The sequence below is a fragment of the Actinoplanes sp. G11-F43 genome (assembly GCF_050589265.1).
Classification (GTDB): Bacteria; Actinomycetota; Actinomycetes; order Mycobacteriales; family Micromonosporaceae; genus Actinoplanes.
On the sequence record NZ_JBNZCE010000042.1, the window covers coordinates 207,558 to 232,946 of the forward strand.

Genomic DNA, 25,389 nt, shown 5'->3' on the forward strand with positions numbered 1-25,389 from the left:
AAGGGGGCCCTCGGGCCCCCTTCTGCACGTGGGGCGCCAGGCGGTGACGGTGTCCGAGCCGTCACCGCCTGGCTGGTGCGATCGCCGTGTGCCTGGTGGGGGCGACCAGGCGTCGGCAACCGACCGCTGAAGGCACCCGGCGGACCGCCCGTTCCCCAGATCCGGTCCGCCGGGTGCCGGCTTGTGTCAGCGGCGTGGTGGCCCGCTGGTGTCGTCGTGCCCACCGCTGTTGTCGTCGCGTCCACCGCCGCCCGGCCACGGCCGGTCGGTGGACCTGGTGCGGTCCCGGTCCCGGCCGGACCGCGATGGCGCGTTGCTGCGCGGCCGGCAGTCCCGTTTGAGATGTTCACGGGACCGGTCGTCGTCGCGGCGCCACCCCGTACACCAATCGGTGGCCTTCTTCGGGGTGGCGGACGGTGTGGCGGCCCGGCGCGACGGTGATGACGCGGGCATCGGTGTCTTGACGACCTTCGGGGTGACCGGGACGGCCGACGACGTCTCCGGGAAGCCGGCCGGGGTGGGACGCATGGCCCCGTTGTTGGTGGACAGGGCCACCCCACCGACCGTCGCGCTGGTGGCGAACGCGACCGCCGCCACCTTCAGGGTCATCATCCGGGTCATCCAGGCCTGAACGGCGGACGGTTTGCGCCGGTGCGGTGCCGGTGCCCCGGCCGCGGCCCGGAACGCCGCCATCGCGGCCTCCTCGCCGGCCAGCTCGTCCCCGGTGCCGGGGGCCCGCACGGCGCTCAGCACCGGGTCGAGGGCATGCCCGGTCCGGTGGCCGCGCAGCATGCTGTCCGCGGTCGTCCGGTCCATCGGGGTCCACTCCTCGGGGCTGGTCATCTCATCTCCTTCAGCGCATGCGCGGCCGAAGTCGTCACCGGGCCGGTCCACGAGCTGGATCGGCGCTGTTCCGGGGGAGGGTGCGCGGGCTGGCCCAGGCGGGCCGCGAGTTGTTTCAGACCCCGGTAGGCGGCGGTACGGATGGCGCCGGCCCGCCGTCCGAGGATCTTCCCGGTGCTGGTGGCGTCCAGGCCGACCACCACCCGCAGCATGATCGCCTCGGCCTGTTCCGGCGGCAGCGACGCGATCATGGCGACTGCCGCGTCGGTGGTGACCAGTTCCAGCGCGCGGTCCGCGGTATCGTCGCCGGCGCTCATCTCGGTCAGCAGTTCGACCGGGGTGCTGGCCTGTGGCCGCCGCCGCTGGGAGCGCAGCAGGTCCATCGCCCGGTGCCGGGCGATCGTCGCGGTCCAGCCCCGGAACCCGTCCCAGCCGCCGGAGAAGGTCCGCAGGTCACGGGCGATCTGCAGCCAGGCCTCGGAGGCGACGTCCTCGGCGTCCTCACCGACCAGGACCCGCAGGTAGCGCAGCAGGGCCGGCTGCTGGGTGCGGTAGAGCAGGCGGAACGCCCCCTCGTCACCCGATCGGGCCGCGAGTACGACGGCGTCGAGGTCCTCCGCGTCCACCATCCGTCGACCACCGACCCCTCGTTCCGCCCGCACGCCGCATGCGGGCTCCCCTGGTACAGCGCCACCTGGCGGAAAAACGTCACCACTGGTCCCGGCGTCCGATCGACGTGGTAGATCGGCTCCGATACGGTCTTGGACGGACTACACATGATGAGGGAGAAGCCGTGCTGGAGGATCTGCTTGAGGGCGCCGGGCGCAGCATAGTGTTCGGGGGTGTCGGCATCGGGCTGATGGCGGTCGGATTCGTTCTGGTCGACCTGCTCACGCCGGGCAAACTGCGCGACCTGATCTGGGTCGAGAAGAACCCGAACGCCGCTCTGCTGCTGTCGGCCAATCAGCTCGGTATCGCGGCGATCGTCTTCACCTCGATCTTCACGACCTGGGACTCGTTCGGTCAGGGCCTGGCGTCGACGGTGCTGTTCGGCCTGATCGGCATCGCGATCATGGGGCTGGCCTTCCTGGTGCTGGACTGGCTGACCCCGGGCAAGCTGGGCGAGGTCATCTGCACCCAGGAGAAGCACCCGGGCGCGCTGGTCAGTGCGGCCTCCCACTTCGGGGCGGCGGTCATCGTCTGCGCGTGTATCGCCTGAGAAACGTCGTACCCCCGGGCTAACGTCCCGGGGGTGAACCGTACCGATCGTCTGTACGCCCTGGTCGAGGAGCTGCGTGCGGTGGCCCCACGGCCCCGCAGCGCCCGCTGGCTGGCCGGGCGTTTCGAGGTGAGCGTGCGCACCGTCGAGCGGGACATCGCGGCGTTGCAGCAGTCCGGGACCCCGGTCTACGCGGAGCCCGGCCGGACCGGGGGCTACTGCCTGGACCGGGCGCACACGCTGCCCCCGGTCAACCTGACCCCGGAGGAGGCGGTCGCGATGGCGCTCGCCCTGCGGAGTATGGCGGGCACCCCGTTCCGGCAGCCGGCCGCCAGCGCGCTGCGCAAACTGCTCGCCGCGATGCGCCCGGAGGACGTGGCCGGGGCCCGTGACCTGGCCGGCCGGATCCAGCTCACCGGGGACACCCCGGCCTCCGAGCTGCCCCGGCTGGCCGGTGGCGCGCTCCCGGTCGGCTGTGTGCTGCGGATCGGCTATGTCGACCGGCTGGGCGCGGTGACCAGCCGGGACATCGAGCCGCTGGGTTATGTCGGGGCCCGTGGGCGGTGGTATCTGATCGCCTGGTGCCGTCTGCGGGACGCGGTGCGGGTGTTCCGCCCGGATCGGATCGTCACCGTGACACCGACCCGGGAGACGGTCCGGCCGCGGGCGCTGGCGGAGGTCGGGCTGGACATCCCACACCGCCTGCGGCCGTTGACCCTCAGCTGACCGGTGTGTAGATCTGGAACTGGTTGCCGGCCGGGTCGAGCAGGTGGGCGATCGGCATCCCGGTCGCGGTGACCCGCTTGATCAGCACCTTGCCGCCGGCCTCCTCGGCGGCCGCGCAGGTCGCGTCGACGTCGGCCACGATGATCGAGAAGACCGCGTGGTTCGGGCCGCCGCCGCTGGTGTCGGCGATGCCGCCCTGTGGGCCGTCCTGGCCGGGGGTGCTGACGAACCGGTACCCCGGCGCGCCGTCGGCGAAGGTCCAGCCGAACAATCCGCCGTAGAACCGCTCGGCCTCCGCCGGCTGGTCGGTGCCGATCTGGAACCAGCCGATCCCGTTCACCGCTGACATGGCGAACTCCTCAATCGTTATCGACAGGCTCCGTCCACTCTGCGAGCCGCCGCCGACACCGTCCTGTCGGTGTTTTCGAAAGAATCAATCCAGGCGGCGTACGTCGATCACCGCCCGCCCGGACACCACCCGGTCCTCCAGATCGGCGTGTGCCCGGCCGACCCGGGACAGCGGGTACACCCCGCCGACCCGGGGATTCAGCAGCCCCCGCCCGACCAGGTGGAACAGCCGGGACGCGCTGGACCGGTAGAGCTCCTCGTCGTCCAGCAGCCGCGGCAGGGCGAAACCGAGCACCCCGGTCGAGGTGGCCCGCACCTCGTCGGCGGTGAAGGCGCCGACCGGCCCGCTGTAGGTGACCATCCGCCCGAACGGCGCCAGCACCGCCCGCAGCTGCGTGAACATCCGGCCGCCGACCCCGTCCAGCACCAGCGTGGGCGCCTCGTCCAGGGCCGCGCCCACGTCCGGATGCCGGGAGTCGGCGGTGGCGTGCGCGCCCATGCCCCGGGCGAACTCCCGCCGCATCGGGGTGGACGCCAGCCCGATCACCCGGGCCCCGGCGGCCCGCGCCATCTGCACCGCCAGATGACCGACCCCGCCGGCCGCCGCGGTCACCACCACCACGTCGTCCGGGTCGATCCGGCCCAGCGTGTGCAGGCAGTGCCAGGCGGTCAGGCCGGGCCCCAGCACGGCCAGCGCGGGCGCGTCGCCGACCTCGTCGGGGATCTCCACCACGTGCCGGGCCGGGGCGGCGGCCACCCGGGCGTACCCGCCGCCGGTGCCGAGCAGGGCGGCGACCCGCCGGCCGTCGTAGCGGCGCCGGCCCACCACGTCGGCGCCGAGGACGGCGGGCAGCGGCGGCCCGCCGAAGCCCCGCCGCCGGGCCAGGTCGCCGGGATCCACCCCGGCCAGGGTCACGTCGATCAGGATCGGGTCGATCCGCACCGGGCCGCCCACCGGGTCGGGGACGTCGTCCAGCGCGAACACGTCCGGCCCGCCGAAGGCGGTGATCACGGCGGCGAGCATGCCTTCATCAAACCGCCTCCGATAGCCTCGGGGGGTGGGCACCGCACTAGTCATCGAGAATGATCCGACCGACGACCTCCGGCGGCTCGGGGACTGGCTGACCGAGGCCGGTCTGGAACTCACCGTGCTCCGGCCGCACGCCGGCGACGAGCTGCCGGACACCCCGGAGGGCCACCTGGCGCTGATCGTGCTGGGCGGCGATCAGAACGCCTATCCGGACGCCTCCGGCGCACCCGGCGCGCCCTGGTTCCCCCGGCTGGAGGGGCTGCTGCGCAAGGCGGTCCGGCACCGGGTGCCGACCCTCGGCGTCTGCCTGGGCGGTCAGATCCTGGCCCGGGCCAACGGCGGGCTGGTCGAGCGCAGCGCCGCCGGCCCGGAGATCGGCCCCGGCCTGGTCGCCAAACGGGACGCCGCCGACGACGATCCGCTGTTCAAATGGGTGCCGCTGCTGCCGGACGTGCTGCAGTGGCACCGTGACGAGATCACCGAGCTGCCGGCCAACGCGGTGCTGCTCGCCGCCTCCAGCCGTTTCCCGCATCAGGCGTTCCGGATCGGCGACCGGGCCTGGGGCCTGCAGTTCCACATCGAGTGCGACGCCGCGATGATCGCCGACTGGGCGCGTGACGACGCGGACGGCCTGGCCGAGCTGGGCTACGACCCGGAGGCGGTGGTGCTGGCCACCTCGGCCGCGCTGGCCGACGTGGAGGAGGTGTGGCAGCCGTTCGCGCAGCGGTTCGCCGCGCTCGCCCTCGGCACCCTGCCGGACGCCGACATACCGAACCCGACCGGTCGCACCCTGCCACTGCTGGGGCAGTGATGACCCGGCCGCCCACCCGCCTGGCACGGTACGGGTTCGCCGACGACGGCGCCCGCGCCACCGATCTGCTCGGGCCGGGTGGCCTGCGGCTGTGGGACATCGAGGCACAGGCCCCCGCGGACGAGCACGCCGCCGGGCTGCTCGACGCCCTCTCCAAGGCCGCCGACCCCAACCTGGCACTGCGCCAGCTGCACCGGATCGCCGAGTCGGCCGGCCGGGGCGACGAGTCCCGGGCCGCCGAGATGCTCGCCGCCCTCGGCGCCGACCACGGGCTGCGGCGGCGGTTCCTGGCCGTGCTCGGGGCGTCGTCGGCGCTCGGTGACCATCTGGTGGCCAACCCGGAGGACTGGCGGGCGCTGGCCACCGGCCGGACCGGGCTGCCGCCGGAGGCCGACGGCGGGCTGGCCGACTTCGATCAGCTCACCGTGCCGGCGCTGCGGAAGGCGTACCGGATCTCGCTGTTGCGGATCGCCGCCGCCGACCTGACCGCCGGCCGCGGCCTGGAACCGACCATGGCGGCCCTGTCCCGGCTGGCCGACGAGACCCTGGCCGCGGCGTACACGATCGCCGTCGCTGGTCTCCCGGAGACCACGCCGGAGCCCCGTCTCGCGGTGGTGGCGATGGGCAAGTGCGGCGGCAACGAACTCAACTACGTCTCCGACGTCGACGTGATCTTCGTGGCCGCCGGGGACGAGGACCTGAGCGCCGGCACCATCGTCGCGGCCCGGCTGATGGAGATCTGCGGCATGGTGGCCTGGCCGGTGGACGCCGCGCTGCGTCCCGAGGGCAGCCGTGGCCCGCTGGTCCGCACCCTGGCCAGCCATCAGGCGTACTACCGGCGCTGGGCCCGCACCTGGGAGTTCCAGGCCCTCCTCAAGGCCCGCCCGGCGGCCGGTGACCTGCCCCTGGCGCAGGAGTGGATCGCCGACCTGGCGCCGCTGGTCTGGCACGCGGCGGAACGGCCGGAGGCGGTCGCCGACGTCCGGGACATGCGCCGCCGGATCATCGACAACATCCCGAAGAAGGAGCAGGACCGGGAGATCAAACGCGGTTCCGGCGGGCTGCGTGACATCGAGTTCGCGGTGCAGCTGCTGCAACTGGTGCACGGCCGGATCGACGAGACGCTGCGCGACGGCGGGACGATCCCGGCGCTGCGGGCGCTGGTCGCCGGGGGATACGTGGGCCGTCAGGACGGCGAGACACTGGTCCGCGGCTACCGCTTCCTGCGCGGTGTCGAACATCGACTGCAACTGCAACGACTCAGCCGTACGCACACCGTCCCCGACGACCCGGACGCGTTGCGCTGGCTCGCGGCGGCCCTCGGCTACACCGCCCTGCCCGGCCGGGACGCCGTCGAGGCGTTCCGGTCCGACTGGGTCGGGCACGCCGCGAGCGTCCGGCGCCTGCACGTCAAACTCTTCTACCAGCCGCTGCTCGAAGCGGTCGCCCGGGTGCCCGCCGAGCAGTTGCGGATGGTCCCCGAGTCGGCCCGCCGGCGGCTGGAGATCCTCGGGTTCGCCGACGCGGCCGGCGCCCTGCGGCACCTGGAGGCGCTGACCGGCGGGGTGACCCGGACCGCGGCGATCCAGCGCACCCTGCTGCCGATGCTGCTGCAGGACTTCGCCGACGCCCCGGAACCGGACCGCGGCCTGCTCAACTACCGGGTGGTCTCCGACAAGCTGGGCAGCACCCCGTGGTACCTGCGGCTGCTGCGCGACGGGGGACCGGTGGCCCGCCGGCTGGCCCGGGTGCTGAGCCTCTCCCGCTACGCCACCGACCTGCTGACCCGTGATCCGGAGGCGCTGCGGCTGCTGGCCGAGGACGCCGAACTCCAGCCCCGCCCCCGGGCCACACTGCTGGACGGGTTCGCCGCGGCCGGGGACCGGCACTCCGACCCGGTCAAGGCGATCGCCGCGGTCCGGGCGCTGCGCCGGCGTGAGCTGTTCCGGCTGGCCAGCGCCGACATCCTGAGCCAGGGCGGCGATCTGGCCCCGGAACGGCCGCTCGGGGTGGACAGCATCGGGGTGGCCCTCTCCGACGTCACCGACGCCACGTTGAACGCCGCACTGCGGATCGCCCGCCGGGCCAAACCGGGGCCGGACGGGCTGCGGTTCGCGGTGATCGGGATGGGCCGGCTCGGCGGCTACGAGATGAGCTACCCGTCCGACGCCGACGTGCTCTTCGTCTACGAGAAGCCGGAGGGCTGCCCGGACGCCGACGCCAGTGCCGCCGCGCACGCGATCGCCGAGGAGATCCGCCGGCTGCTCAACGCGCCCGCCCCGGACCCGGCCCTCGGGGTCGACGCCGATCTGCGCCCGGAGGGCCGGCAGGGTCCGCTGGTCCGCAGCCTGCCCGCCTACCGGCAGTACTACGAGCGCTGGTCGAAGGTGTGGGAGGCGCAGGCGCTGCTGCGGGCCCGGTTCGTCTGCGGTGACGTCGAGCTGGGCCGCCGGTTCGAGAGCCTGGCCGACGGCGTCCGCTACCCGGACGGCGGCCTGACCCGCGAGCAGGTGATCGAGATCCGGCGGATCAAGGCCCGGGTGGAGACCGAGCGGCTGCCGCGCGGCGCCGACCCGAACACCCACACCAAACTCGGCCGGGGTGGGCTCGCCGACGTGGAGTGGGCGGTGCAGCTCACCCAGCTGCGGAACGCGTACGCCCGGCCCGAGCTGCGGATGACCCGCACCCTGGAGGCCCTGACGGCGGCGGCCGGGGCCGGGCTGATCAGCGAGCCGGACGCGGCCGAGCTGGCGGCCGGGTGGACCCTGGCCGCCCAGGTGCGCAACGCCCTCACCCTGGTCCGCGGCCGGCCCACCGACCAGCTGCCCCGGCACGGGGCCGAGCTGGCGGGCGCGGTGCTCCTGCTGGACGGCGGCGACCCGGGTGAGTTCGTGGACCGCTACCTGCGTCTGACCCGGCGGTCCCGGGCCGCGATGGAACGAGTGCTGGAGTCCTGATCAGCACGGCTCGGTCGAGGCGTCGGCCTGGACCATCCGGTACCGGCCGCGATCGGTGCTGATCAGGTAGAGCACCCGCCACCGGGTGCACGTCTCGTCCGGCCGCTCCGGTGGCCCGTGCCCGGCGTCCTGGCTGCTGCGGAAGGTCACCTCGGCGCGCAGCCGCCCGGACGCGGCCGGCGCCACGTCGCGCAGCACCACGTCGAAGTCCCGGGTGGTCGACGTGCCCTCGGCGAACGCGGCCATCTGCCCGGCCTCGCCCGGGTTCAGCTCACCGGACGGGTCCAGGACGCTCGCGACGGCCCGGTAGTCGCGCTCGTTGATGCCGGTGAAGAACGTCTCGAACAGGGCCGCCACCTTCTCCGCCCGCGGATCGGTGACCTCCGGGTCGATGCGTACCAGGCGGAACTCGGCGTCTTCTTCGGTATCCTCCTCGGTGTTTTCCAAGATCGGCACCGGGCTCTGGGTGGGCGCCGGAGCGGTGGCCACCGCCGCCGGGCTGGTCCGCGCCGGCCGGTCGGTCCCGAACAGCCGTGGTCCGCCCAGGACGACCGCGGTGGCCAGCGCGCCGATCAGGACGACGATCGGCAGGGCGGGCAGGATCCGGCTGCGCATCGGCTCCTCGGCCGGCCGGCGTTCGGCGGGCTGCGGTATCCACAGCGGTGCCGGTGGATCGGGCTCCCAGATCTGCGCCCGCGGCGGGGCCTCCCACGGCAGCAGCGACTGCCTCGGGCGTCCACACGACGCGCACTCCTCCGGCAGGCTGTTGCGCTCCCCACAATTGACGCAGTTCCACATGTGGCCTCGTCCTCCCACCGTGCCCAACGACGGTGGCGGGATTTCACGCTCCGGTGTCAGCCGGTGGTGGCGGCAATCACCCGAGTCAGTGCCTCGTGCACCCGGCGGAGCTCCTCGATCGGCATGCCCAGCCGCTCCACCACGGCCGGCGGGATCTTCTCCGCCTCGGCTCGCAGGGCCCGGCCCCGCTCGGTCAGCGTGATGGCGAGGCTGCGCTCGTCGGCCCGGTCCCGCTCGCGGCGCAGATAGCCGATCGCCTCCAGCCGTTTCAGCAGCGGGGAGAGGGTGCCCGGGTCGAGTTGGAGCAGCTCACTGAGGCGGCGCACGGAGAGCGGGGCATACTGCCAGAGGGCGAGCATCACCAGATATTGCGGGTGGGTCAGGCCCATCGGCTCCAGCAGCGGACGATAGATCGCCACCACGCCGCGCGCGGCGACCGACAGCGCGAAGCAGACCTGCTGCTCCAGCGCCAGGGGGTCCTCGGCCACATCACTCATCGCTGGCCAGCCTATCAACCGTTGGTGTACAAATGGTTGGTACACCAACGGTTTTCGGGAGGGGCGCAGTGGAACGGTTCAAAGCCTGGTGGCACCGGACCTTCGACGACTGGGCCTTCCGGTCCTTCATCGGCCCCGCGCAGACCAAGGGTGCCGTCCAAGGATGCGACGAGCCCGCCCGTGAGCAGTGGAAACGCGACCTGGAAAACCGTAAGCGCTACACCCGCGAGCAGCGCGAACGCAAACGGGCCGAGCGCGAGTCCCGCCGCTAGAAGGTTTCCGTGTGCCGATTCGGCACACGAACCGTTCTTCAAGCCGTCAGGATCCGCAGCAGCTCCTCGTCGCCGTGGATCAGGTTGCTGCCCCAGCTCTCCCGGGGCAGGGCGTGCCGGCGGACCTCGGTCAGCTCCGCCCGGAACAACGGCGCCAGCGCCGCGGCCAGCGCGCCCGTCGCGGTCTCGGCGATCGGGCGGCGGGTGTGCTCGTCGCCGCACCAGGCCGCGGTCAGCGCCGGGGTGACCAGGGCGGCGTCGCCGGTGATCCGCCACAGCGCCATCGCCGCCCGCGCCTTCTCGTTGCCGGCCAACAGCGGCACCATGTGCGGCACGGCGACGGCGGCGTCCGGCCCGATCTCCCCGAGTGCGGCCAGCGCCTCGTCCCGGGCCGAGACCCGGCGCCCCGGCCGGGCCCTCGTCAACAGCGGGGCGTCCCCACCGGTCCGGGACGGTGCGGCCCCACCATGCAGGGACGGGAACGTCCGGCCGCCCGTCCGGGACGGCAGCGTCCGGGTGCCGAGCTGGGCGATCAGCGCCGGGATCGCCAAGGGAGAACGTTCTATCCGCCACAGCGCGCCCGCAGCCGCGACAGTCGTCCGCGGATCATCGCTGTACAGCCCGGCCCGCAACGCCGGCAGCGCGGCCACCGCCCCGATCCGGCCGAGCGCGGCCGCCACATCGGCGGTCATCGGCCCGGCCAGCAGCCCCGGCACCAGCGGCGCGGCAGCCGGCCCGAACGCCCGGCCGAGCACCGCCCCCTCCGCCGGATCCAGCCCGGTGATCAGCGCGTCCACGATCCGCTCGGCATGCCCGCCGAACCGGGCCAGCGCGGCACCGAGACCACGCGGCCGGACCGGCAGCCGGATCAGCACGAGCAGCGCCGGCAGTGCGCGCTCGTCACCGAACCCGGCCAGTGTCCGCACACACGGCCGGATCCCCGGCCGGTCGGCGAACCGTTGCGCGAACGCCGGCAGACCGTTCCGCCAGGGCAGCGCCTCCAGCACGGCCAGCCGCCCGGCGATCGCCTCGACCGCAGGCGCGGCCACCGGCCCCCACCGGTCGAGCATGCTCTCAGCCCGCTCGACGACCATCCGGTCCGGGCCGGCGAGCAGCTCCCCCACCCGTACCACCGCGTCCCGGTAGTCGCCCCGCCACCGCTCGATCAGCCGGTTGACCGCGAACAGCGCGTCCCCGGCCAGATCCGGATGCGGCGAAGCGAGCAGCGGCGCGATGATCGCAAGCCGTTCCGTCACCCGATGGCCGAGCGGATCGGTCAGCGCCTCCACCAGCCGCGCACAGTGCGGAGCCCGCCGAACAGTGCCCGGCTCATCCCGTTTCTCGCCGACCAGAGGGTCGGAGCCGAACTCGCCCACCTCGGCATAGGCGCGCTCCAGCAACCCCGCCGCCACCCCCGCCGGAACCCGCCCCGGATCATGCTCGGCCACCGCCACCAGCGCCGACACCGCAACCGAGGCGGGCTCGTGCCCGGCCAGCACCAACAGCCGGTCGATCTCCGCCGCACCCAGCTCCAACCTGCCGAGCGCCTCCAGCAGCGCCCGGCTCACCGCCGGATCCGTCTCCGCCCCCAACATCCCGGTGAGCAGCGCGGCACTACCCGGCACATCCGGCGCCACCGCCACCAGCAGCTCGGTCATCGCCGCCCGCACCATCGGATCCGGATCGGCGGCCAGCCCGGACAGCCGCGGAGCCGCCGCCACCACCAGCTGATGCGCCTGCCACAGCGGATCATCGGTGCCCAGCTCGTCGTCGTCCGGCCACTCACTGAGATCAGCGATACCGGCCACCAGCTCGGCGACCCCGTCCCGTCCCGGCGCACCGGGAAGCATCAGAATCTCGATCAGATAGGGCAGAGCCGCCACCGTCGAGTCATAGACGTCCCCCTGATGATGAACGCAGCCGACCATCGCCCCGAGCGCCGCGTCCCGAACCCCCGGATCCGGATCGACCAGCCCGCGCAGCCAGTCCGGCACCCGCTCCGCCGACCCATAGGCGTGCTCCATCCCGGCCCAGTCGATGTCATCGATCCCCGCGAACACCGCCGAAGCGTAGCGCCTACCCGAGCCCCGGCGACCGCACGTTCCAGGCCGGTGAAAACCCCGGGTTCAGCGTCTCTTGAGGTCCGCGCGATTCTCCGGACAGGCGGCCGTCCATCTAACCCGCCGGGGGTACGCCGATCGGGTCCCCAAGAATCGGGCCGACAGTTTCGTCTCGCTCGGGTTCCCGGCTCGACCGGCTTGTTTCCGCTGGTTCCGGGGCAGGTGCCCACGTTGGCGGATCGGGCGCTCGCGTCGGTGGCCTGGGCCCGGCATGCGCCGACCGTCTGGCGGGTGTGTGACGCGGTCGGGGCGGGGCGTCGGACGTCTGCGCGCGCCGGGCAATGGGGGCGTTCGGCGGGGTTTCGAGGGTGGGATGACTCTGATGGTTTCTTAAGAATGGACGCTCACCTGTGGAAACGTTGTGGAGACCGCGTCGGATCCGCCATCGAACCAGTTGACCATCAGGTCTTTCTCCTTGGCTGCCATCCGATTTGCCATAAACATCGTGCGAGCGTCCTTTTGATCGGAGATTTTGAGGCTGCCCGTGTGAGGGATTGACCCGAGTGGGTCCTTGGTGGCACTGCAAAATACGCATTTAAGTGGAAAAGCAACCAGAGTCAGGTCTCGGCGATCGAAATGCCGGCCCGATCGGTCGCCCGTGCGAGGGGTGATCGTCAGCGGATCGTGGGCGCACAGAACGTTCGTTCTCTCGGGGTTGCGCCCGGCTGGCGAGTGGTGCGGCGGTGAGAAAGAACGTTCGTTCTGGCAAGGGTCGCGCCGGGCTGGCGGGTTGCCCGGCGGCGAGAAAGAACGTTCGTTCTGTCGGGGGTTGTGCCGGGTTGGCCGGGCACCCGGCGGCGAGAAAGAACGTTCGTTCTGTCGGGGTTGTGGCGGGCTGGTGGGTCGCCTGATGGCGAGAAAGAACGTTCGTTCTGGCAGGACCGGCTGTTGCTCGGGCTGCCGCCTGGAGGAGCTCTTTTAGAACAATGTGCTGGTCAGGGTATAGCGGCCGGGGGCCGGGACGTTTACGTATGTCCATTCGCCGTCGGGTGTCACCGTTGCCTGGCCGGACGCGGTCAGCCAGCGGTGATGGCGGATCCGGACCGGGATCGGGCCGGGGGATGGGGCGTCCAGCACGATCGAGGCGGCGTCCTGGTGGACCAGAGTGGCCGGGGCGGCGACCATCGGCCTCGGGGTGGACACCTCGTAGAGCCTCCAGTGATCGCTGGACCAGATCAGGGGGAGGTAGGGGAGTCCGCTTTCGACCAGTTCGGTTTCGGGGCGGCCGGACCAGGAGATCTCCACGTCGGGTACGGCCACGAACTGCACCGCCTCCTCGTCCAGCCACTGCCGGTAGCTGTCCGCGGTCAGTTCGACGCCGGTGCCGGACGCTCCGGGAACCGTGGTGAAGAAGAGCGGATTGCGGTCTATGTCGGCCTGCCGCAGCCAACCTCGGGCCAGCGGGATCTCGCCCAGCGAGGCGGCCTCCCAATACGAGCGGGTCGGCGGGATCTCCACCCGGCCGGTCAGGTTCTCGGTGCTCAGACGGTCCAGCAGCGGCTGGAAGTAGGCGGCTTCGGCGGACGGGTTGCCGATGTCCCGGACGTCGTTGACCACCACCGGCGGCTGCCACCACACCATGACCGCCAGCAGCGGATACACCAGCCGGCGAGGGAGAGTGGCGTAGGCGGCCAGCAGGGGAAGGCCGAACATCACGGCCAGGCGGGTGGCGTTCAGGCCCACCGGGGTGTGGATCAGATAGGCGGCGAGGACTCCGGCGGAGGAGATCAGGGCGCCGATCCGAATCGGTCGCCGGGGGATCAGGGCGGCCACCACCAGGCCGGTCACCACCGCCTGGACGGTGTCGGTGCGGCTGATGTTCATCCATCCGCCGTCGCCGAAGAGCAGCGACGTCAGGCCGAGCGGTAGGGCGGCCGGCACCGCTGCCAGCAGCCCTTCCCGGTAGCGGCCGGACAGCAGCAACGCGACGCCGGCCAGGCCGAGGAAAAGGCCGGCGACCGGGCTGGTGGCGCTGGTGAGGAGGGCGGCCAGGACGGCGATCACCGCCACGAGGCGCCCGGACCGGAGGGGCGCGCCGGAGGCGTCCAGGGCGGGCGGGGAAGGTGCGGCGGGGGAGCGGCGGCGGGCGGGGAGATGGGTCAGGGCCAGCAGGGCGGCCAGGGCGAAGCAGACGCCCAGGCCGTAGGTGACCCGGCCGCTGATCAGGTTGCCGGCGACGGTGAGTGTGCCCAGTGCGGCGCCGAGGGCGGGGCGGGCGGCGCCGGTACGCCGGAGCAGCGCGGCCAGCAGCACCGGCGCGGCCAGCAGGGTCAGCACACCGGTGACCCGGACGCCCAGCAGGGCCATCACCGGCTGGGAGACCAGGCTGTAGCCGAACTGTTCGACCCCGGCGTACCACCGCATGTCGACGGGTGTGAAGCCGTGCGTGGTGAAGAACCCGGCCCGCGCCACCTGGGCGGCCAGGTCCGAGCCCATCGGGGGAAGCAGCAGGTAGATGACGCCGAGCACGGACGCGGCGAGCGCGGTGCTCCATTCCAGCCGGTGCCGCGCCCACATCCGGACGACCCTACCGGTACGTCAGCGGTTGCAGCCTGTCACGGTATGGTCTGCGGCATGTCCCGTCCGTCCGCCGTCCGATACCTGGGGCTGGCAGGCAGTCTTCTGCTGGCCGGGGCGGCGTGGCTGGGTGGCGCCACCGATCCGTGGGAACCCACGGTGACGCCGCGCACGATTCTCGCCGGGCGGGACGGGGTGCTGCTGCCGCTCTGCTGGCTGCTGGGCACCGTGCTGTCGCTCGTCGCCTGGTGGTGGGGAAGGCGGAGTCCGCCGTCGGTGCGCTGGGTGTGGGTGACCGCCGGGCTGTGGGCGTTGCCGCTGGTGGCGCTGTTGCCGCTGGGCAGTTACGACATTCACTCGTACGCCTGTCAGGGCTGGCAGCAGGCGGTGGGGCTGAACCCGTACGGCGGCGGTGTGGATCTTCTGGGTTGTCCGTGGACCGACGCGGTCGCGCCGACCTGGCGTGCCTCGCCGGCCCCCTACGGTCCGGTCTTTCTGGTGCTGGCGGCGGCGGCCGCCGCGGTGGGCGGCTCGCTGACCGGGACCGTCGCGCTGCTCCGCCTGATCGCGGTGCTGGGTGTGGTGGCGATCGCCTGGTGTCTGCCGGTTCTGGCGCGCCGGGCGGGCACGTCGCCGGAGCGGGCGTCCTGGCTGTTCCTGGCCTGCCCGCTGGTGCCGGTGCACCTGATCTCGGGCGCGCACAACGAGGCGGTGATGATCGCCCTGATCCTGGGTGGCCTGGTGGCGGCCACGGGTCGGCGGGCTCTGGTCGCCGGGGTGCTGCTGGGCCTGGCGGTGGGGGTGAAGGCGACCGCGGTGGTGGTGTTGCCGTTCGCCGTCCTGATGGTCGTGGGGGTGCCGGCCAGGGTCCGCGTCGCCGGGGGAGCGGTGGCGTCGCTGGCGGTGGTCTCGTTCGGGTCGGGGCTGGGTCTGGGCTGGATCACCGGCCTGACCGGCAGTGGCGTCTCGGTGCAGTGGACGGCCCCGTCGACGGCGGTCGGGATGACGCTGGAGATGGCCGGCGTCCCCGGCGCGGTGACCGGGTCCAGGATCGCCGGGATGGTCCTGCTCGTGGTGATCCTCGTGATCCTCTGGTTCAGGGCGATCGACAGCAACCCCTTGCGATACGCGGGCCTCGCCCTGGCCGCGACCGTGGTCCTGGCACCGGTCTTCCATCCCTGGTACGCGCTGTGGCCACTGGCCGTCCTGGCCGTGACCGAGAAAGAACACAGCAGATGGCTGCTCGTGCCGGTCACGGTGGCCGCCGCCCTCTGCCTGCCGGACGGGTACAACCTGGCTCTGGCGACGAAGGCACAGGGCGCGGTCGTGATGACCGTGCTCACGGGGTATCTAGCGTGGAAAGTGCTACATGAAACGAATCGCACTGGTCATCGGCTCGGCAGCGGCGGCGGTGGCGCTGATCGTCGTCAGCGGGCTGCGTAACGAGTTCTTCGACTCGAAGGTCTATCACGGCGCGGTCCAGTTCTGGTTCCGCGACGGTGGCATGGTCTACGACTGGCTGCGGCCGGGTACGCCGTACGGCTTCACCTACCCACCGTTCGCCGGGCTGGTGATGTCGCCGATGGCGTGGCTGCCTCTGCCGGTGGTGGTGATCCTGGCGACCTTGGGCACGATCGTCACGACCGGTCTGCTGGTGCACTGGCTGGCCGGGCCGTACCTGCGGGGCCGGGGCTGGACCGGCTGGTTCCCGTTCGCGATCGCGCTCTGTTTCGCGCTGGCCTTCGAACCGGTCCGCGAGACGATCACTTTCGGTCAGGTCAACACGCTGCTGTTGGCGATCGTGGCGTTCGACATGCTGTTCGGTGTCGGGAGGGGCCGCAAGTGGGCCGGCATCGGCATCGGGCTGGCCACCGCGATCAAGCTGACCCCTGGCGTCTTCATCCTCTACCTGCTGGTGACCCGGCGCTGGCGGGCGCTGTTCACCGCGATCGGGGCGGCGACCGCGGTGACCCTGCTGGCCGGGGCGATCTTCCCGGACCAGTCGCGGGTGTTCTGGACGTCGGCGCTGTGGGACACCAACCGGGTCGGTGTGCTGTCGTTCCTGTCCAACCAGTCGCTGCGCGGCATGCTGGCCCGGGGGCCGTTCGACACGATCGAGTCGACGGTGTGGCTGGGTTTCGTGCTGGTGACGCTGGCCTTCTGGGCGTGGCGGGTGACCCGGGACTCCTCCGACGTGATCGCCGGCCTGGCCCTCACCGGGATTCTGGGCTGTCTGCTCAGCCCGGTCACCTGGGTGCACCACTGTGTCTGGCTGATGCCGGCGCTGATCGTCTGCCTGACCCTGTGGGAGCGGAGCCGGCCACGGTTCTGGCTGGGCGCGTCGGCCTATCTGCTGATGACCTCACACGTCACCTGGCTGTGGGAGAAGGGTCCCCGGCCGCCGCTGGCGATCATCGGCTCCAACCTCTATGTCCTGTTCAGTCTGGCTCTGCTGGTCTGGACACCGGTCGGCACCCGGCGTTCGTCCGACGTCCACGAACCGGACAAGATCAGCGCGTAGGCAGAGCGCATGTCTCTACGCCGTACCTCCGCGGCGGTCGTCTCGGTCGTCACGTTCGCCGCGGTGCTGCCCGCACCGGCGAGCGCGCACGGCCGCCCGGACCTCCGCCGGCTCGCCACCTTCCCGGTCTACCTGAACTCGTCGATCGACGACACCGCGGCCGCCGAGATCTCCACGGTCACCGAGGACGGCCGGACGGTCGTCTACACCGACAGCCCCGGCAGACGCCTGGGCTTCGTCGACATCGCCGACCCGTCGAAGCCGAAGCCGGCCGGAACCCTGGCCGTCGGTGGTGAACCGACCTCGGTGGCGCACCTGGGCCGGCTGCTGCTGGCCGGGGTGAACACCAGCGCGAGCTTCACCGACCCGTCCGGCAAGCTGCTGGTGATCGACTCCCGGTCGCGCCGGACGGTGCGGGAGATCGATCTCGGTGGCCAGCCGGACTCGGTCGCCGTCGCGCCGAGCGGCCGGTACATCGCCGTCGCGATCGAGAACCAGCGGGACGAGGACGTCAACGACGGCGCGATCCCGCAGACCCCGGCCGGCTGGCTGACGGTGATCGATACGCGCACCTATGAAACCAGAGAAGTTGACCTGTCCGGCCTGTCGAAGCCGGCCCCGACCGACCCCGAGCCGGAATACGTCAGCATCAACTCCCGCGACGAGGCCGTCGTCTCGCTCCAGGAGAACAACCACCTCGTCGTCGTCGACCTGAAGACCGGCAGGATCAGGAAGAGCATCGACGCCGGTACGGTCACCGTCCACCACGTCGACACCCTCGACGACGACCGGATCGAGCTGACCGGCACCATCACCGCCAAGCGCGAACCGGACGGCGTCACCTGGATCACCGACGACCTGTTCGCCACCGCCAACGAGGGCGACTACCAGGGCGGATCACGAGGTTGGTCGATCTTCGACAAGCGCACCGGCGCGGTCGTCTGGGACGCCGGCAACACCCTGGAGCACATCGCCGTCTCCCGCGGCCACTACCCGGACAAGCGCTCCGACGCCAAGGGCATCGAGGTGGAGAACCTGACGTTCGCCGTGCTCGACAGAGTGCCGTACGTCTTCGTCAACTCCGAGCGCGGCAACTTCACCGCCGTCTACGACGTGTCGAACCCCCGGAAGCCGCGTTTCACCCAGCTGCTGCCGACCAGCAACGCCCCCGAGGGTGTCGTCGCCGTCCCGTCCCGCAACCTGGTCGTGGTCTCCAGCGAGGAGGAGGACGCCTCGATCGGCATCCGCGGCGCGATCCAGATCTTCGGGTTCGGAAGCCCGAAGAACACCCGGCTCGTCTCGGCGAGGAACATCCCGTGGGGCGCGCTGTCCGCGTTGTCCGCGGTCCCCGGTAAACGTGACCGGCTCGTCAGCGTGACCGATTCCGTCTACTCACCGACCCGGATCCTCGGCCTGACCACCGGCGGCGTCATCGACTCCCAGCTCACCGTCACCAAGGACGGCGAGCCGGCCGGCTACGACGCCGAGGGACTGGTGGCCCGCAAGGCCGGCGGTTACTGGCTGGCCGTCGAGGGTTCCGGCGAAGACCCCAACCTGCTGGTACGCCTGAACAAGCGCGCCGAAGTCCAGGAGGAGATCGCCCTGCCCGCCGACGTCGCGGCCGCGATCACCAGCAACGGTCTGGAGGGCGTGGCCGAGTCCGGCACCGCGGTCTGGGTGGCCGTGCAGCGCGCGATCAAGGGCGACCCGGCGAACACCGCCCGGATCGGCCGCTACGACACGGTGACGAAGACCTGGTCGTGGCTGCTCTACCCACTGGACACCGCACCGGCCGGCTGGACCGGCCTGTCCGAGCTGGTCGCCGTCGACGGCGACACGTTCGCCGTGATCGAGCGGGACAACCAGCGGGGCACCCTGGCCTCGATCAAGAGGATCTACACGTTCGACGTCCCGAAGCGGTGGACCGGTACTCCGCTCGTACGCAAGAAGCTCGTGAAGGATCTTCTGCCCCTGCTGAAAGCGGACAACGGCTGGGTGCAGGACAAGGTGGAGGGTCTGGCGATCGCCGGCGACGGCCGCACCTATGCGGTCACCGACAACGACGGCATCGACGACGCCACCGGCGAGACGGTCTTCCTGAACCTGGGCCGTCTGCTCTGACCCGGTCGCCTGGCAGACTTGCCGAACGTGGAGTTCGATCTGCTGCCAGGCACCCCCGGCCTCACCCTCGACCAGGTCGAGCATGTGCTGGTGCCCGGATACGGCCGGAGCGGTGACGGCACCGGCCTCACCCCCGGCGGCCTCGACCGCTGCCGCACCGGCCTCGACCTGCACCGCCACCTGGGCCGGGGCATGATCGTCTGCTCCGGTTACAAGTCACCCGCCGACGGCCAGGGCCGGCCGCACGTCGTCGGCGGCGTGACCTTCCAGGGCGTCCCCGAGGCTGATCTGATGCGGACATGGCTGCTCGCCGCCGGCGCCCCCGCCGAGGCCGTCCGCGCCGAACGCCACTCCATCGACACGGTCACCAACCTGCTCCGCTCCGACCCGCTCTTCGGCGACGACCGCCCGGTCGCGATCGTCTCCCACCGCCCCCACCTGCAGCGCATCCTCGGGGTGATCGCCCCGCGCACGCTGCGCCGGCCGTACCTCGGAGTAGTCGTCCCCGCCGAGGTGTCCGTCCCGGAACGCCCACTGATCACGGTACTGAGCTGGCTGATCAGCACCGGCCTGCCACCCGGCCCGGCCGCCGCCGACGTGGCCACCCGCCGCAGCGAACGCCTCTGGAGAGCCGGGCTCGCCCTGACCCGGCGCGGCTGATTTGCCATACTCACGCGATGCCGGAACTCCTCCAGCCCGAAGCCGTCAGCTTCACCCTCACCGGCGGCGTCCCCGAAATCACCCTCGCCGTGCCCGCCCCGGTCTCTCCTGTCTCCCCAGTCTCCCCAGGCTCTCCGGTTTCCCCGGTTTCCCCGGTTTCCCCGGTTTCCCCGGTTTCCCCGGTTTCCCCGGTCTCTCCGGTCTCTCCGGTTTCCTCGGTCTCTCCCGGCGACTGGTCGATCCTTGTCATGGTCACCGTCCTGGTCGTCGACGGCCCCGGCGACCTGGGCTACCTGATCCCCCGCTTCGGCCCGGCCGCCGCCGACGTCCCTGAATCCTGGGAGTCAGCGGTCACCACAGCAGGCGGCGCCCACGTCCGCTTCAACACCGGAGCCCCCTTCTTCGCAAGGCATTTAACTGCATAAAAGACCCTTTTTCCGGTACGGGGTCACACCTCCACAACCGCACCACTCCGCCCCGCCTCGTCCCCGCAAGGCAGGCGCCCCTCCAGGCCGCCCGGCGCCCACCGGGCGAATGCGCCCCTTCAGACCGTCCGGCGCCCACCGGGCGAATGCGCCCCTCCAGACCGCCCGGCGCCCACCGGGCGAATGCGCCCCTCACCGTCCACAGACGCCGACGCACCGGCCGCGCGGAATCCTCCACAAATATCGAGCCCCATGCCGAGATGACTCAACCGGCAGCTTCCCGCCGTTTCGGACCTCATGGAAAGCCCACACCACCACTCGCGATCAGGTCGATTCGTCACCAGATCAAGCGGTCTCCCAGGTGGCCCGCCCGCGAGTGCCCACCACCAGGACGATCTTGGAGGATTCACCACCGCTGCAAGCCCTCGCCTTGGCCGCCACCCGATTCGCCGCCAACATCCCACGCGGGCACCCTCCCGCAGCCGACCTTGGTCGATTTACCACTGCGCCCAGCGTGACCCTACGAGTCGGTGGGGCCGGGGAGGCCGATGAGTCTCCCTCGGGGCTGCTGGCCCGTCCGTGGTCAATTCTCCGCGCGAGTGTCCGGCCTTCCGGCCCCGCCCTGGCCGATCTTGGCGGATTCTCCACCGGATAGAGCCTTGCTCTCGGCTACTGGCCCACTCGCGGTCAATTGCCCGCGCGAGTGTCCACCTTCCAGCTCCGCCCTGGCCGATCTTGGTGGATTTACCACCGTTTCCGGTGGTAAATCCGCCAAGGTCTCGGCTGGACGGGTCGACCGCGCGAGGGATTGACCGCGAGTGATCAGGCGGCGAAGAGCAAAGGCACTATCCGGTGGAGAATCCGCCAAGATCGGCCAAGGTGGAGCTGGAAGGCTGGACACTCGCGTGAGGGATTGACCGCGAGCGGGCCGGCCGCTGAAGAAGAAGGCTCGAAGGTGGTAAATCCGCCAAGATCGCGAATTTTGGGGCGTCCGTGGCAGATCCGCCGAGAGCCAGGGGCAAGGGCGGTCCGCGCGGGCCGGTCCGCAGGCGTCAGGTGCAGGTGGGTGAGGTCCGGGGATGGCCCGTTCGGCCTGCCGTCGAGGAACGGAGAGGTGTCGTCCACCGGGACCCGGAGACGGCCGAACGGCGGCCACCGGCCGGCCGGAGCCGGGGGTGACCGCCGTTCGGGGTGACAGCGGTGACAGCGATGACAGCAGGTGTCAGCGGGTGTCAGACGTTGTAGTACATCTCGAACTCGTGCGGGGTCGGGCGCAGCCGGACCGGGTCGATCTCGTTGGTTCGCTTGTAGTCGATCCAGGTGGAGATCAGGTCGTCGGTGAAGACGCCGCCGGCGGTGAGGAAGTCGTGGTCGGCTTCCAGGGAGTTCAGGACCGCGTCGAGGGAACCGGGGACCTGCTTGACGCTGTCCCACTCCTCCGGCGGCAGGTCGTACAGGTCCTTGTCGATCGGGGCCGGGGGCTCGATCTTGTTCTTGATGCCGTCGAGGCCGGCCATCATCTGGGCGGAGAACGACAGGTACGGGTTGGACGACGGGTCCGGCACGCGGAATTCGACGCGCTTGGCCTTCGGGTTGCTGCCGGTGACCGGGATGCGGGTGCAGGCGGAGCGGTTGCGCTGCGAGTACACCAGGTTGACCGGGGCTTCGTAGCCGGGCACCAGGCGCCGGTACGAGTTGACGGTCGGGTTGGTGAACGCGAGCAGTGACGGCGCGTGGTGCAGCAGGCCGCCGATGTACCAGCGGGCGGTGTCGGACAGGCCGGCGTACCCGGTCTCGTCGTAGAACAGCGGTTCGCCGTTCAGCCACAGGCTCTGGTGGGTGTGCATGCCGGAGCCGTTGTCACCGAAGAGCGGCTTGGGCATGAACGTGGCGGTCTTGCGGTGCTCCCACGCGGTGTTCTTGATGATGTACTTGAACAGCTGCATCTGGTCGCCGGCGTGCAGCAGCGTGGAGAACTTGTAGTTGATCTCCGCCTGGCCCGCGGTGCCGACCTCGTGGTGCGAGCGCTCGACGGTGAAGCCGGTGTCGACGAGGCGGCGGACCATCGCGTCGCGCAGGTCGCTGTAGTGGTCGACCGGGGAGACCGGGAAGTACCCGCCCTTGTACGCGGTCTTGTATCCCTTGTTGCCGCCTTCTTCCTCGCGGCCGGAGTTCCAGGCGCCCTCGATCGAGTCGATGTAGTAGAACGACTGGTGGGCGGAGGTCTCGTGGCGGATCGAGTCGAAGATGTAGAACTCGGCCTCGGCGCCGAAGTAGGCGGTGTCGGCGATGCCGCTGGCGGCCAGGTAGGCCTCGGCCTTCTTGGCGACGTTCCGCGGGTCACGGGAGTAGGCCTCGCGGGTGAACGGGTCGTGGATGAAGAAGTTCAGCGCGAGGGTCTTCTGGATGCGGAACGGGTCGACGAAGGCGGTGGCGACGTCCGGCAGGAGCATCATGTCGGACTCGTGGATGGCCTGGAACCCGCGGATCGAGGATCCGTCGAAGGCGAGGCCGTCGGTCACCACACTGTCGTCGAACGACTCGACCGGGATGTTGAAGTGCTGCATCACACCCGGGAGGTCACAGAAACGTACGTCGACGAACTTGACGTCCTCGTCTTTGAGGTATCGCAGGAGTTCCTCGGGATTGGCGAACACACGTCCTCCTGGCACAGTTTTCCGATACCGGGCGGCATGAGCCGCCACCTGGCAAGGCTTATGGCGACGTTATGGTCCCGGGGTTGCCCCGGCGTATCTCAATCGTTTCTGCCGTGTTACGTAGCGCTCGGAGCAGGCACTGCGAGAGCGCCGTCGGGACCCCAGGACCATATCGCGTACGCTCGGCAATCGTGGCTGCTTCAACGAACGCCGAGGCGAACGTCGAGCCTGCCGGCCTCGGCCCCCGGCTCGGCGCTCTGCTGATCGACTGGGTCCTCTGCCTGCTGATCGCCGGCCTCTACGCCAGCCCGTTCGAGAAGTCCTGGCCGGCCGTCCTGGTGCTGATCGTCGCGAACACCTTCTTCCTCGGCCTGTTCGGACAGACCCCGGGCATGCGCCTGCTGCGGGTGCGCTGCGAGTCCTACCTGGACGGTGGAGCGATCGGCCCGGTCCGCGGCCTGCTCCGGGCGGTGCTGCTGGCCCTGTTCGTCCCCGCGCTGATCATGAACGGCGAGGGCCGGGGCCTGCACGACCGCCTCGCCGGCTCGATGGTCGTATCGGTGCCCCGGTCCGCCTGACCAGTGGCCGAGGCCGGTTCGTGTGCCGAGTTACGGCTCGAATCGAGCCGTAACTCGGCACACGAAGTGAGGTTCCGCTAGTCCTCGCGGTTGGTCACCACGCCGCCACCCGGGGTGCGTACCCGGAAAGCCTGTTCGTCACTGACCGGCTCGTGTTCCTCCCGGACCGGGATCGGATCACCGGCGCCACGACGGCGGCTCAGCTCCGGCGCTACCGCCGGGGTGTCCGGACGGGACGCCGCCGGGCTGCGCAGACCCCACGGCCCACCCTCCGGACGGGCCCGCTCGGGCGCGCCGACCACCCCGTTCCCGGCCGGTTTGCGCTCCTCGGCACCGAACAGGTCGGACCAGGCGGCGCCGGCGCGTTCCCGGCGTTCCGGACGCCACGGTGGCGGCGCGGCGGGCGAGACCGGGCGGTTCAGCACCGGCGGAGCGGTTCCGCCGGGCCGGTCGGCGCCGGGTCGCGGTCGCACCTCCGCCGCACTGCCGGGTTTGGCGCCACGATCTTCAACCGGATTCTTGAGTACGGGCGGGGCAGCGGCCGGACGCGTGAACGTCTCCGGCATACCGGACGTCCCGGGCGCCCGTCGCGGCAGTCCCGGTCCGGTGTTCCGTCCGTCTCCGGGTGTGCCGGCCGGCGTGGTGCCCTCGGTGGCGCGCTGACCAGGAGTGCTACCGGCAGCGCCGCTGCCAGGGCGCCGTGGCGGGGTGACACCGGTGCCACCGCTACCGGGACGGCCGGCTGGCAACGGCGGCACCACTCCCGGCGTGGTCCGGATCGGCACCGGTGTGGTGCGCCCGGCCCCCGTGGTCCGCGCCGGCGGGGTCGTCCCGGGTGTGGTGCGCCCGGGACGCCCGGTCTGCGGCGGCGGAATCGCTCCCGGTGTGGTGCGCCCGGGACGCCCGCCCGGCACCGGGGTGGCGGCGGGTGGCGTGACCCCCGGCGTGGTCCGGCCCGGTCGCCCTGCGGGTCCCGGGCGCGGCCCGGCCGGTGGGACGACGACCGGCGTGGGGCGCCCGATCTGCCGTCCGGCCGGCGGCGGCACCACCGGCGCGGCCGGCCCGGCCGGTCGGCGGATGCTGCGCCCCGGCGGCAGGTTCGCGGGCGGGACCACCACCGGCCCGCGACCACCGGGCGGCAGCACCTGCGGCGGGAGCCCCGGCCGTACCACCGGGGGAACGACGGTCCCACCCGGCGGCGTCCCGGGAACCGGAACCGTCGTCCCCGGCGGCAGTGTCCCTGGCGGCAGTGTCCCTGGCGGCACCACGGCCGGCGGAACCACACCGGGCGGCAGGGTCCCGGCCGGCGGCACACCGGGCGGCAGACTTCCCGGCGGTACGGCGCCCGGCGGCTGAGGCTGCGGAAGCCGGACTCCCGGCGGGGCCACTCCGGGCGGGACCACTCCGGGTGGAGTCACGCCGGGCGGCAGCGCACCCGGCGGCACCACCCCGGGCGGGAGCAGACCCTGCGGCGGGTTCGGCAGCGCCGCGGGCGGAGGACCGCCGGCCGGCGGGAGAGGCGCCGGGCCGTTGCCGGGGCCACCGAGGCCCGGTCCGGTGTTGCCGGGGATGACCGCGCCGGGGTCGGCGAGCACCGCGTTCAACGGCTGCACCGGCGGGCCGACCCCGCTGGACACCACCGCGATGTAGTCGAAGAACTGGTTCCCGTAGTGCTGGGCCAGCTGTTGCGCCTCGATCCGGTACTTCTCCTGGACCCTCCCCTGATCCTCCTCGATCTTCTCCAGGGCGGCGGCGTTCCAGCTCACCCCCTCGCTGACGAACGCGCCCAGGTTCTCCATGAAGCCGACGTCCTGCGCCTGCTTGAGTTCGAGTTCGTAGTCGCGCAGCAGCAGATCCATCTGATGCCGCGCCTCCATCGACACGGTCACCAGATGCCGGAGCGCGACCACGTTCTTCTGCGCCGCCTCCATCCACACGTCCAGGTAGGCGAGGGTCTCGCCCGGCCCGGCCCGCAGGAACGCGTCCCGGGCGGCCGGCGACTGCCAGGCCTCGTCGCGCAGCACGGTGCTCTGCCGGCGGACGAAGTCGTGCACGTCGGCCAGGAACGAGTGGGCGTTCTGCCACTGGTCGGCCAGGGCCGCCATCTGTTCCGGGTGCAGGTTCCGGATGCGCTGGGAGATCTGCTCGACGGTGGCCGGGTTGCCCGGCCCGGGCGGCGCCGAGAACGGCAGTGTGGACGGCGGGTAGCTGCCGTAATGGGTCTGCCCGCTGTACGGGCTGTACCCGTAGTTGGGGTCGGCGGAGGCGCCGAAATAGTCAGCCATCGGA

The 25,389-nt window shown here is 71.7% G+C and carries 21 protein-coding genes; 11 read left to right on the forward strand and 10 right to left on the reverse strand.

The genetic code is table 11. The features are described 5' to 3' along the window. Positions 1 to 186: 186 nt before the first annotated feature. Both ACQ0O7_RS37565 and ACQ0O7_RS37570 read right to left on the reverse strand, forming a co-directional pair. Positions 187 to 843, reverse strand: a complete 657-nt coding sequence (locus ACQ0O7_RS37565; RefSeq protein ID WP_430789763.1) for a hypothetical protein — start codon at positions 841 to 843, stop codon at positions 187 to 189. Continuing rightward, on the reverse strand, positions 840 to 1,472 hold the full coding sequence (locus tag ACQ0O7_RS37570) for an RNA polymerase sigma factor (protein WP_430789765.1): 633 nt from the start codon (positions 1,470 to 1,472) through the stop codon (positions 840 to 842). Before ACQ0O7_RS37570 ends, ACQ0O7_RS37565 begins: the two co-directional genes overlap by 4 nt. 164 nt (positions 1,473 to 1,636) lie before the next feature. Between ACQ0O7_RS37570 and ACQ0O7_RS37575 the strand changes: the two genes are divergently transcribed. Together ACQ0O7_RS37575 and ACQ0O7_RS37580 are read left to right on the forward strand one after the other, a co-directional pair. Beyond that, entirely contained in the window at positions 1,637 to 2,062 is a 426-nt protein-coding gene (locus tag ACQ0O7_RS37575; protein WP_430789767.1) for a DUF350 domain-containing protein, read from the forward strand. Positions 2,063 to 2,095: 33 nt separating this feature from the next. Continuing rightward, entirely contained in the window at positions 2,096 to 2,788 is a 693-nt protein-coding gene (locus tag ACQ0O7_RS37580; protein WP_430789769.1) for a helix-turn-helix transcriptional regulator, read from the forward strand. On the opposite strand, the gene ACQ0O7_RS37585 is transcribed toward ACQ0O7_RS37580, so the two are convergent. Further along, complete coding sequence (locus ACQ0O7_RS37585) at positions 2,781 to 3,137, reverse strand: VOC family protein (RefSeq protein ID WP_430789771.1); 357 nt, start codon at positions 3,135 to 3,137, stop codon at positions 2,781 to 2,783. The two genes, ACQ0O7_RS37580 and ACQ0O7_RS37585, sit on opposite strands and share 8 nt — an antisense overlap. Before the next feature lie 84 nt (positions 3,138 to 3,221). Beyond that, on the reverse strand, positions 3,222 to 4,160 hold the full coding sequence (locus tag ACQ0O7_RS37590) for a quinone oxidoreductase family protein (RefSeq protein ID WP_430789773.1): 939 nt from the start codon (positions 4,158 to 4,160) through the stop codon (positions 3,222 to 3,224). Positions 4,161 to 4,194: 34 nt separating this feature from the next. Here ACQ0O7_RS37590 and ACQ0O7_RS37595 point away from each other — a divergent pair, with 34 nt between their 5' ends. Together ACQ0O7_RS37595 and ACQ0O7_RS37600 are read left to right on the forward strand one after the other, a co-directional pair. Beyond that, positions 4,195 to 4,977, forward strand: coding sequence for a type 1 glutamine amidotransferase (locus ACQ0O7_RS37595; protein WP_430789775.1), 783 nt, complete (start codon positions 4,195 to 4,197; stop codon positions 4,975 to 4,977). Continuing rightward, entirely contained in the window at positions 4,977 to 7,934 is a 2,958-nt protein-coding gene (locus ACQ0O7_RS37600) for a bifunctional [glutamine synthetase] adenylyltransferase/[glutamine synthetase]-adenylyl-L-tyrosine phosphorylase (protein WP_430789777.1), read from the forward strand. Before ACQ0O7_RS37595 ends, ACQ0O7_RS37600 begins: the two co-directional genes overlap by 1 nt. Here the strand turns inward: ACQ0O7_RS37600 and ACQ0O7_RS37605 are convergent, their stop codons facing one another. Together ACQ0O7_RS37605 and ACQ0O7_RS37610 are read right to left on the reverse strand one after the other, a co-directional pair. Continuing rightward, entirely contained in the window at positions 7,935 to 8,732 is a 798-nt protein-coding gene (locus tag ACQ0O7_RS37605) for a hypothetical protein (RefSeq protein WP_430789779.1), read from the reverse strand. A gap of 56 nt (positions 8,733 to 8,788) precedes the next feature. After that, entirely contained in the window at positions 8,789 to 9,229 is a 441-nt protein-coding gene (locus tag ACQ0O7_RS37610) for a MarR family winged helix-turn-helix transcriptional regulator (RefSeq protein ID WP_430789781.1), read from the reverse strand. A gap of 68 nt (positions 9,230 to 9,297) precedes the next feature. Here ACQ0O7_RS37610 and ACQ0O7_RS37615 point away from each other — a divergent pair, with 68 nt between their 5' ends. After that, positions 9,298 to 9,501: a hypothetical protein gene (locus tag ACQ0O7_RS37615; protein ID WP_430789783.1), complete on the forward strand. Its 204-nt coding sequence runs from the start codon at positions 9,298 to 9,300 to the stop codon at positions 9,499 to 9,501. A 38-nt stretch (positions 9,502 to 9,539) separates the two neighbouring features. Here the strand turns inward: ACQ0O7_RS37615 and ACQ0O7_RS37620 are convergent, their stop codons facing one another. Together ACQ0O7_RS37620 and ACQ0O7_RS37625 are read right to left on the reverse strand one after the other, a co-directional pair. After that, the gene (locus ACQ0O7_RS37620) at positions 9,540 to 11,561 is read right to left on the reverse strand and encodes a HEAT repeat domain-containing protein (RefSeq protein ID WP_430789785.1); all 2,022 of its coding nucleotides are present in this window, start codon (positions 11,559 to 11,561) and stop codon (positions 9,540 to 9,542) included. 978 nt (positions 11,562 to 12,539) lie between these two features. Then, a complete protein-coding gene (locus tag ACQ0O7_RS37625; protein WP_430789787.1) occupies positions 12,540 to 14,138 on the reverse strand; it encodes a hypothetical protein in 1,599 nt (532 codons plus the stop codon). A 57-nt stretch (positions 14,139 to 14,195) separates the two neighbouring features. Here ACQ0O7_RS37625 and mptB point away from each other — a divergent pair, with 57 nt between their 5' ends. The 5 genes from mptB to ACQ0O7_RS37650 are packed head-to-tail and all read left to right on the forward strand — an operon-like array spanning position 14,196 to position 19,865. Continuing rightward, positions 14,196 to 15,581, forward strand: a complete 1,386-nt coding sequence (gene mptB / locus ACQ0O7_RS37630) for a polyprenol phosphomannose-dependent alpha 1,6 mannosyltransferase MptB (RefSeq protein WP_430789789.1) — start codon at positions 14,196 to 14,198, stop codon at positions 15,579 to 15,581. Further along, a complete protein-coding gene (locus ACQ0O7_RS37635) occupies positions 15,508 to 16,659 on the forward strand; it encodes a glycosyltransferase 87 family protein (protein ID WP_430789791.1) in 1,152 nt (383 codons plus the stop codon). The genes mptB and ACQ0O7_RS37635 overlap by 74 nt, the downstream gene beginning before the upstream one ends. Positions 16,660 to 16,668: 9 nt before the next feature. Continuing rightward, a complete protein-coding gene (locus ACQ0O7_RS37640; RefSeq protein ID WP_430789793.1) occupies positions 16,669 to 18,780 on the forward strand; it encodes an esterase-like activity of phytase family protein in 2,112 nt (703 codons plus the stop codon). Between the two features lie 27 nt (positions 18,781 to 18,807). Next, complete coding sequence (locus ACQ0O7_RS37645; RefSeq protein ID WP_430789795.1) at positions 18,808 to 19,440, forward strand: YdcF family protein; 633 nt, start codon at positions 18,808 to 18,810, stop codon at positions 19,438 to 19,440. A gap of 17 nt (positions 19,441 to 19,457) precedes the next feature. Then, positions 19,458 to 19,865: a hypothetical protein gene (locus ACQ0O7_RS37650; RefSeq protein WP_430789797.1), complete on the forward strand. Its 408-nt coding sequence runs from the start codon at positions 19,458 to 19,460 to the stop codon at positions 19,863 to 19,865. 1,232 nt (positions 19,866 to 21,097) lie between these two features. Here the strand turns inward: ACQ0O7_RS37650 and glnA are convergent. Next, positions 21,098 to 22,522 (reverse strand): type I glutamate--ammonia ligase, encoded by a 1,425-nt coding sequence (gene glnA, locus ACQ0O7_RS37655; protein WP_430789799.1) that lies wholly within the window; start codon positions 22,520 to 22,522, stop codon positions 21,098 to 21,100. Between the two features lie 191 nt (positions 22,523 to 22,713). Here glnA and ACQ0O7_RS37660 point away from each other — a divergent pair, with 191 nt between their 5' ends. Beyond that, on the forward strand, positions 22,714 to 23,100 hold the full coding sequence (locus ACQ0O7_RS37660) for an RDD family protein (RefSeq protein WP_430789801.1): 387 nt from the start codon (positions 22,714 to 22,716) through the stop codon (positions 23,098 to 23,100). Between the two features lie 77 nt (positions 23,101 to 23,177). Here ACQ0O7_RS37660 and ACQ0O7_RS37665 read toward each other — a convergent pair whose 3' ends face one another. Then, on the reverse strand, positions 23,178 to 25,385 hold the full coding sequence (locus ACQ0O7_RS37665) for a hypothetical protein (protein ID WP_430789803.1): 2,208 nt from the start codon (positions 25,383 to 25,385) through the stop codon (positions 23,178 to 23,180). Positions 25,386 to 25,389 lie beyond the last annotated feature (4 nt).

Bases quoted from the DNA above. Each gene is read 5' to 3' on its own strand.
- ACQ0O7_RS37565 (WP_430789763.1), bottom strand. From the start codon at position 843: ATGACCAGCCCCGAGGAGTGGACCCCGATGGACCGGACGACCGCGGAC.
- ACQ0O7_RS37570 (WP_430789765.1), bottom strand. From the start codon at position 1,472: ATGGTGGACGCGGAGGACCTCGACGCCGTCGTACTCGCGGCCCGATCG.
- ACQ0O7_RS37585 (WP_430789771.1), bottom strand. From the start codon at position 3,137: ATGTCAGCGGTGAACGGGATCGGCTGGTTCCAGATCGGCACCGACCAG.
- ACQ0O7_RS37590 (WP_430789773.1), bottom strand. From the start codon at position 4,160: ATGCTCGCCGCCGTGATCACCGCCTTCGGCGGGCCGGACGTGTTCGCG.
- ACQ0O7_RS37600 (WP_430789777.1), top strand. From the start codon at position 4,977: ATGACCCGGCCGCCCACCCGCCTGGCACGGTACGGGTTCGCCGACGAC.
- ACQ0O7_RS37605 (WP_430789779.1), bottom strand. From the start codon at position 8,732: ATGTGGAACTGCGTCAATTGTGGGGAGCGCAACAGCCTGCCGGAGGAG.
- ACQ0O7_RS37610 (WP_430789781.1), bottom strand. From the start codon at position 9,229: ATGAGTGATGTGGCCGAGGACCCCCTGGCGCTGGAGCAGCAGGTCTGC.
- ACQ0O7_RS37625 (WP_430789787.1), bottom strand. From the start codon at position 14,138: ATGTGGGCGCGGCACCGGCTGGAATGGAGCACCGCGCTCGCCGCGTCC.
- mptB (WP_430789789.1), top strand. From the start codon at position 14,196: ATGTCCCGTCCGTCCGCCGTCCGATACCTGGGGCTGGCAGGCAGTCTT.
- ACQ0O7_RS37635 (WP_430789791.1), top strand. From the start codon at position 15,508: ATGAAACGAATCGCACTGGTCATCGGCTCGGCAGCGGCGGCGGTGGCG.
- ACQ0O7_RS37640 (WP_430789793.1), top strand. From the start codon at position 16,669: ATGTCTCTACGCCGTACCTCCGCGGCGGTCGTCTCGGTCGTCACGTTC.
- ACQ0O7_RS37650 (WP_430789797.1), top strand. From the start codon at position 19,458: ATGCCGGAACTCCTCCAGCCCGAAGCCGTCAGCTTCACCCTCACCGGC.
- ACQ0O7_RS37665 (WP_430789803.1), bottom strand. From the start codon at position 25,385: ATGGCTGACTATTTCGGCGCCTCCGCCGACCCCAACTACGGGTACAGC.